Here is a 6,311-nt window from a genome sequence, read left to right on the forward strand (position 1 = left end):
GAGCCGATCGACGAAGACGGCGCGCGCGGCGTTATCGTCAACACCGCCTCGGTCGCCTATGAGGACGGGCAGATCGGCCAGGCGGCCTATTCCGCCGCCAAGGGCGGGGTCGCCTCGATGACGCTGCCGGCAGCCCGCGAGCTCGCCCGCTTCGGCATCCGCGTCATGACCATCGCGCCAGGCCTGTTCGAGACCCGCATGAGCGCCGGTCTGCCGGACGATGTCCGCGCGGAAATCCTTGCGAGCGTGCCCTTTCCGAGCCGGATGGGCCTGCCGGATGAATATGCGCGGCTGGTGGAGCAGATCGTCGAAAACCCGATGCTGAACGGTTCGGTGATCAGGCTCGACGCCGCAGCGCGGATGCCGCCGAAATAAAAGCCGGCAAGACGAATTCGAGAAAGAGCAGAACGCATGACGAAGACCCGTTTCGAGAGCACCGAAATCCTGACCATCGAGATCGACGGCCCGGTCGCGACCCTGACCATGAACCGGCCCGAAAAGCGCAATGCCATGTGCGATGCGCTGCTGGACGCGCTTGACGCGTTTTTCAGCAAGCCGCCGGAGGATATCCGCGTCGTCATCCTGACCGGTGCGGGCGGTCACTACTGCTCCGGGCTCGACCTTGCCGAACACGTCGCCCGCGACGCCGAAAGCACAATGTATCATTCGCGCAACTGGCACCGGGTGATGGAGCGCATCCAGTTTTCCGGCCTGCCGGTCGTCTCCGCCATGTTCGGCGCGGTGATCGGCGGCGGGCTGGAGCTTGCATCCGCCACCCATGTGCGCATCGCCGAGCCCTCGACGATCTTCCAGCTGCCGGAGGGCATGCGCGGCATCTTCGTCGGCGGCGGCGCAACCGTCGGCGTCGGTCGCATTCTCGGCCCTGACCGGATGCGCGAGATGATGCTGACGGGACGCACCTACAATGCCGAGGAAGGCCTGATGCTGGGGCTCACCCATTACAGCATCGGCGAAGGCGAGGCATTGCCCCTGGCCCGCCGGCTTGCAGCAAAGATCGCGAAGAACGCCCAGCTTTCGAATTACATGATGATCCAGGCGATCAGCCGGATCGCAGACATGCCGCGCGCGGACGGGCTCTTTGCCGAAAGCCTGTGCGCGGCCGTATCGCAGACGAGCGCGGATGCCGAGGAAGGCCTCAACGCTTTTCTGCAGAAGCGCGCGCCTGTCTTTCGCTAGACCGGCTCTTCGCCGGCAGGGAGAGAGGCGGGCGGAAACACACGCGCATATCGTCCAGTCATCTACAGGGAGGAGAACCGTCATGACTGACAAGTTGAAAATGACCCGCCGCACGGCGCTGGCCGCATTGGGCACGGCGCTGGCCGCCCCCGTTTTCCTGCGCCAGGCGCATGCGGCGGAAGTGACGCTCAAGCTGCACCACTTTCTGCCCGCCATGGCGCCGGTGCAGAGAAACGTGTTCGAACCCTGGGCCAAGGAACTGGCCGAGGCTTCCAACGGGGCGATCGAGGTGCAGATCTTTCCGGCCATGCAGCTCGGCGGCAAGGCGCCGCAGCTTGCCGATCAGGCCCGCCAGGGCATCGTCGACATCGCCTGGACCCTGCCGGTCTATACGCCGGACCGCTTTCCGGTCGCCGAGACCATGGCGCTGCCCTTCATGGTGACGGACGCGGAAAAGACTTCCGTTGTCATGGACACGCTGATGCGCGAATTCGGCCAGGACGAATACAAGGGCATGAAGCCGCTCGCCTTCCACACCCATGCCGGCGGCAAGCTGCACACCCGCGACAAGGGGATCACCTCGACCGCCGACATGGCCGGCATGCGGCTTCGCGCGCCGAACCAGTCGACGGGCGAAATGCTGACGGAACTCGGCGCGGAGGTGGTGTTCTTCCCCGTCACGGAAATGGTGGTCGGCCTTTCAAACGGCGTTATCGACGGCTGCTGCCTGCCCTTCGAGGTCGTTCCGGCCTACAAGCTGCAGGAACTGACCAGCTATTCCGCCATGCCAGCCCCCGGCGCGCGCGGCATCTACACCAACACCTTCTCGCTGGTGATGAACGAGCGCGCCTATGAGGCCATGCCCGAAGATGCCCGCAAGGTGCTTGACGAACATTCCGGTCCGTCCCTGTCGAAGCGCCTCGGCGCCTCCTTCGACATGGCCGAGGCCGGCGGCGAAAAGGTTGTCCGGGAACATGGCAACGAGATCGTCGAGATCCCGGCCGACGTGATCGCCGAATGGCGCAAGGTTTCCGAACCGATCGTCGCCAACTGGCAGAAGAAGCTCGATGACAAGGGCTATGACGGCGCGGCCATCCTCAAGCGCGCCAACGCACTGCTGGACCAGGGCTGATTGATGGCGGAGAAAACCCCATCCAGCCTTCAGAAGCGGGGGGCATCGCGCCCCCGCTTCGTCTGGCTCTACCGGCTTTGCCTCGCCGCAGCCGGCGCGGGCGGGCTTGCCGCCTTCGCCGCCGCGCTGATGGTCACGCTTTCCGTACTGATGCGCATTTTCGGCTTTGGCGGCATCCGTGGCGATTTCGAAGCGGTTGAACTCGTCTGCGCGGCCTGCGCCTCGCTGTTCCTGCCCTACTGCCAGTTCACGAAGGGCCATGTGATGGTCGATCTGTTCACCAACTGGCTTCCCGCCGCCGGCCAGCGTCGTCTCGACGGTTTCTGGACCGTTCTCTTCGGGCTCGGCTGGTCGGTCATCTGCTGGCGGCTGACCCATGGTCTGGAGACAATCCACGGCTATGGCGACCGCACCATGCTGCTCGGCTTTCCTCTGTGGCTGATCTATCTGCCCGCCGTCGCCGGGACAGGGCTTTCGGCGCTCGTCGCCTTCATCATCGGCATTGACGATCTGGTCAACGGTCGCGCAAGCAATCCCATGACGGAGGGCGCGTGATGGAACCGATGGCCATTGCGCTTGGCATGATCGTCATCCTTCTGGCGCTGATCTTTCTCAGAATGCCGATCGCCCTTGCCATGGGCGCTGTCGGCGCGGCGGGCTATATTCTGCTCGGCGGCGCCTCGAGCCTCATCTTCTATCTCGACACCGCCTGGGTCGACAAGTTCATGTCCTATGAGCTGGCGATCGTGCCGCTCTTCATCCTGATGGGTCACATCGCCACCCGCAGCGGCATTTCCGCGAAACTATTCGGCGCTTCGAATGCCTGGATCGGGCATTTTCGCGGGGGGCTCGCCATGGCGGCCGTTGCCGGCTGCGCCATGTTCGGCTCGATCTCGGGCTCCTCGCTCGCCACCGCCTCGACCATGGCCCGGGTGGCGCTGCCGGAAATGCGCAAGCACGGCTATTCCGGCGCTCTTTCTGCCGGCTCGCTGGCCGCCGGCGGCACGCTCGGCATCCTCATTCCGCCCTCGGTAGTGCTGATCATCTATGCGCTTCTGACCGAGCAGAACATCGTCAAGCTGTTCCTGGCGGCAACCATTCCGGCGACGCTCGCCGTCATCGGTTTCTTCATCGCGATTGCGGTCTTCGTCCGGCTGTTTCCCGAGCAGGGGCCGAACCATGACCCTGTGCCCTATCGCGAGCGTTTCCGCGCCGTCCTCGGCATCTGGCACATCGTCGGCATCTTCGTCGTCGTGCTCGGCGGCATCTATGGCGGCTTCTTCACGCCTGCCGAGGGCGCATCGGTGGGCGTGGTGCTGACATTGCTGGTCGGCGTCCTGACGGGAGGCCTCACAGTCCGCGACCTGATCGGTTCGCTGATCGACACCGCCGCCGCCTCGGCAATGATCTTCGCCATCGTCTTCGGCGCGGACATCTTCAACGTGGCGCTGGCGCTGAGCCGCATGCCGACGGACATCGCCGCATGGTTTGCGCAGTCGGGCCTGCCGCCGATGACGGTGATGCTGGCGATCGTGCTCTTCTACCTCGTCATGGGCTGCGTGATGGACAGCCTGTCAATGATCCTGCTTACCGTGCCGGTCTTCTTTCCGACGGTCATGGCACTTGACTTCGGCCTGACGCCCGAGCACACGGCGCTGTGGTTCGGGATCATCACGCTTGTGGTGGTCGAGGTGGGGATGATCACGCCGCCGGTCGGCATGAACCTCTTCGTCATCTCGTCCATGGCGAAACACATACCGCTGAAGACCATCTTCGGCGGCACCATACCCTTCATCCTGTCGGAGCTGTTGCGGATCATCCTGCTGATCGCATTTCCGGCGCTCAGCTTCTGGCTCGTGGACATCGTCGCGGGCTAAGAGAGAGGACAGACATGGCCAGACCAGAAAAAAACGACCCGGCAGAGGCCGACCGCAACGCGCCGGCCGCGACCGACGACATGCTGCGCGCGTTCATAGGCTACAACATGAAGCGGAGCTTCATCGTTGTCCGCGAGGACCTGCATCGCGTGCTGGAGCCGCTCGGCCTCAAGGTCGCGACCTTTTCGGCGCTCTCGGTCGTCGTCGAGAACCCGGATATCTCACAGTCTCAACTTGCCCAGGTGCTGAAGCTGGAGCGCTCGGGCATGGTGGTGCTGGTCGATTCACTGGAAGGCGACGACCTGATTTCGCGCAACCGCGTGCCCGGCGACAGGCGCACCTATGCGCTGCGCGCCACGCCGAAGGGTCGTCGATTATGGGAGAAGGCCCGCGCCGTGGCGACCGCGCATGAGGCCGCGCTGTTCGGCCCCGTCCTGGATGAGAAAGAGCGCGCGCTCCTCCTGAGCCTGCTCCAGCGGGTGAGCCGCGCGCTTTGAAGAAGCGCGAAGGGTCGGAGGAGGCCTTTCGCCGTCAGCGAACATATCGAGAGGAGAGGAGGTCCGCGGCTTTGTCTGCCGGAAACCCTCGGGAGGATGAGACATGGAAGCTCGCGCAAAGGACCTGACGCTGGTCGCGCATTCGGTGCACATCGAAACACGCAGCGACGGCACGCTGCTGGCCACATCCAACGTGCCGCTTGACCCGGTTGTCCGCCATACCGGCGAATGGCTGGAGACATGGGCGCGGGACGCGCCGGACCGCACCTTCCTCGCCGAAAGGTCGGGCGACGGCTGGCGCGAGCATGGCTACCAGGACGTGCTGGAGATGGTTCGCGCGCTTGCCGCGGGCCTTATTGCACGCGGCTTCGGGTCGGAACGGCCGATCCTGATCATGTCCGGCAACGGCGTCGATCACGCGCTCCTGTCGTTTGCCGCTCAATATGCCGGCATTCCGACGGCCCCGCTTGCCGAACAATATTCTCTGATCGAGGAAGCCCACGGCCGGCTCGCCTATGCGATCGCCAAGATCAACCCGGCGCTCGCCTTCGTCGATGATGCCGGCAAGTTCGCTGCCGCCCTTTCGCGGCCGGAGTTCGATCATATTCCCGTGGTCGCGGTAAGGACCGAAGGCGCGCCGCGCCCCGTGATTGCCTTCTCCGACCTGATGCGGGGCGATCCGGCGGTCGATCTGGAAGCCGCCCATGCCAGGGTCGGGCCCGACACGCTGGCGAAACTGCTTTTCACCTCCGGATCGACCTCCAACCCCAAGGCGGTGATGACGACCCAACGGATGATGTGCGCCAATCAGAGCCAGATGGCCTCGGTCCTGCCTTTCCTGAAGGAGCGTCCGCCGGTCATCTGCGACTGGCTGCCGTGGAACCACGTCTTCGGCGGCTCGCACAATGTCAACATGATGCTCGCCCATGGCGGCAGCCTCTATATCGACCACGGCAAGCCGACGGCGCGCGACATTGGCACGAGCATCGAGAACATCAAGATGCATCCGGGCAACCTCGCCTTCAATGTGCCGGTCGGTTTTTCCATGCTGGTCCACGCCATGGAGAAGGACCTTCACCTGCGTGAAGCCTTCTTCAGCGACCTCGACATGCTGTTTTACGCCGGCGCCTCGCTGCCGCAGGACATCTGGACGCGGCTTGAAGACATGGCGATGGAGGTGCAGGGCCGCCTGCCGCTGATGATCGCCTCCTGGGGCATGACGGAGACCGCGCCTGCAACCATCATGCTGCACGAGCAGATCGGCCGTTCCGGGGTGGTCGGCGTGCCGCTTCCCGGAACCGAAGTCAAACTGATACCCGACGCGGAAATGCGCTGCGAACTCCGGGTCAAGGGCATCAACGTCATGCCCGGTTATTTCGGCGACCCTGAGAAGACCGCCGAAAGCTTCGATGAGGAAGGTTTCCTCATCACCGGCGACGCGCTGCGCTTCGTCGACCCCGACGATTACGACCGGGGCCTTTATTTCGATGGCCGCGTCTCCGAGGATTTCAAGCTGATGACGGGCACCTGGGTGCAGGCCGGAAAGCTTCGCCTGGAAGCGCTGGAGGCGCTGAAGGGCCAGGTGCGCGACGTCGTCGTCTGCGGCCA

General features: G+C 64.3%; 7 protein-coding genes. All 7 read left to right on the forward strand.

What is annotated here, in order from left to right; all coding sequences use genetic code 11:
- A partial coding sequence (locus tag AC5DC2_RS17490; protein ID WP_491699393.1) for an SDR family NAD(P)-dependent oxidoreductase occupies positions 1–375 on the forward strand: 375 nt, incomplete at its 5' end.
- A 36-nt stretch (positions 376–411) separates the two neighbouring features.
- Positions 412–1,197, forward strand: a complete 786-nt coding sequence (locus tag AC5DC2_RS17495) for a crotonase/enoyl-CoA hydratase family protein (protein ID WP_491699394.1) — start codon at positions 412–414, stop codon at positions 1,195–1,197.
- Between the two features lie 82 nt (positions 1,198–1,279).
- Positions 1,280–2,329, forward strand: a complete 1,050-nt coding sequence (locus AC5DC2_RS17500) for a TRAP transporter substrate-binding protein (protein WP_491699395.1) — start codon at positions 1,280–1,282, stop codon at positions 2,327–2,329.
- Between the two features lie 3 nt (positions 2,330–2,332).
- The gene (locus AC5DC2_RS17505) at positions 2,333–2,884 is read left to right on the forward strand and encodes a TRAP transporter small permease (protein WP_491699396.1); all 552 of its coding nucleotides are present in this window, start codon (positions 2,333–2,335) and stop codon (positions 2,882–2,884) included.
- The gene (locus tag AC5DC2_RS17510; protein WP_491699398.1) at positions 2,884–4,206 is read left to right on the forward strand and encodes a TRAP transporter large permease; all 1,323 of its coding nucleotides are present in this window, start codon (positions 2,884–2,886) and stop codon (positions 4,204–4,206) included. The genes AC5DC2_RS17505 and AC5DC2_RS17510 overlap by 1 nt, the downstream gene beginning before the upstream one ends.
- Positions 4,207–4,220: 14 nt before the next feature.
- Positions 4,221–4,703, forward strand: a complete 483-nt coding sequence (locus tag AC5DC2_RS17515; protein WP_024706366.1) for a MarR family winged helix-turn-helix transcriptional regulator — start codon at positions 4,221–4,223, stop codon at positions 4,701–4,703.
- Positions 4,704–4,806: 103 nt separating this feature from the next.
- A partial coding sequence (locus tag AC5DC2_RS17520; RefSeq protein ID WP_491699397.1) for an AMP-binding protein occupies positions 4,807–6,311 on the forward strand: 1,505 nt, incomplete at its 3' end.

Source organism: Martelella sp., assembly GCF_984369615.1.

What these genes read in the sequence shown, in the direction of transcription:
- AC5DC2_RS17495 (WP_491699394.1), top strand. Translation starts at nt 412, where the DNA reads ATGACGAAGACCCGTTTCGAGAGCACCGAAATCCTGACCATCGAGATC.
- AC5DC2_RS17500 (WP_491699395.1), top strand. Translation starts at nt 1,280, where the DNA reads ATGACTGACAAGTTGAAAATGACCCGCCGCACGGCGCTGGCCGCATTG.
- AC5DC2_RS17505 (WP_491699396.1), top strand. Translation starts at nt 2,333, where the DNA reads ATGGCGGAGAAAACCCCATCCAGCCTTCAGAAGCGGGGGGCATCGCGC.
- AC5DC2_RS17510 (WP_491699398.1), top strand. Translation starts at nt 2,884, where the DNA reads ATGGAACCGATGGCCATTGCGCTTGGCATGATCGTCATCCTTCTGGCG.
- AC5DC2_RS17515 (WP_024706366.1), top strand. Translation starts at nt 4,221, where the DNA reads ATGGCCAGACCAGAAAAAAACGACCCGGCAGAGGCCGACCGCAACGCG.